Origin of the sequence: Halorubrum sp. ASP1 (genome assembly GCF_005435135.1) — an archaeon.
GTDB classification, from domain to species: domain Archaea; phylum Halobacteriota; class Halobacteria; order Halobacteriales; family Haloferacaceae; genus Halorubrum; species Halorubrum tropicale.
This window is the reverse complement of the sequence record NZ_SGUA01000046.1, coordinates 1-611: the sequence shown is the minus strand read 5'-3', so window position 1 is coordinate 611 and position 611 is coordinate 1. Positions and strand designations below refer to the sequence as shown.

The following is a 611-nucleotide window of genomic DNA, read 5'->3' as shown; positions in this document are numbered from 1 at the left end:
ACGGTCTCGTGGGCTCGGCTGAAGCGTCTGTTCAGTTGAGTCGGAGTTATACCCCGCCAACGTCGGAGGTCCATCGAACGGCATAGCGGATTGAGCCACTTGCACGGGCGGATATAATCCATGAGTTGCGGCTACAATCCCAAACGCCGGATTACTCATCAGCTGGAATGTCCAAACCGTCCTTATCCGAGGGGGTAGCGGTTTTAGCCCGCAGGCGATTATTCCTCACTTTCAATAGAGGAGTCATATCTATTCCCATCGCTGCCGCTTGGGGCAAGAAGATAACCCAGAGCTGTTGTTCCTGACTTCGGACCGACTCGTAACTCCGCGGTCTGTCGCTCCTGAGCGACGCCAAATTCGGGGAAGTATTCGGTTGTAGTAGTGCGAACGTCGTTTGTACCCAGTGGGTGAACGCTCAGCAAGGGCGGATCATCATCGGCCACTGACCGGTGAGATGCCCGTATTGTCCCAGACTCGTCGATTGTGACGGCAATATCCGGGTGGAAATGGAGACGAGAAATGCATGGCTCGGTCTCAGTGTCAGGCCCGCGGAGTGTATCGCGGACAAGCCACCAGTCGTCTGCCGCTACAATTTTCCTGGTGTGTTGATA

1 protein-coding gene is annotated in these 611 nt (G+C 55.2%); it reads right to left on the bottom strand.

The genetic code is table 11. The features are described from left to right. Positions 1-218: 218 nt before the first annotated feature. On the bottom strand, positions 219-611 hold a 393-nt coding region (locus tag EXE48_RS18170), incomplete at its 5' end, for a heparinase II/III domain-containing protein (RefSeq protein WP_199236418.1).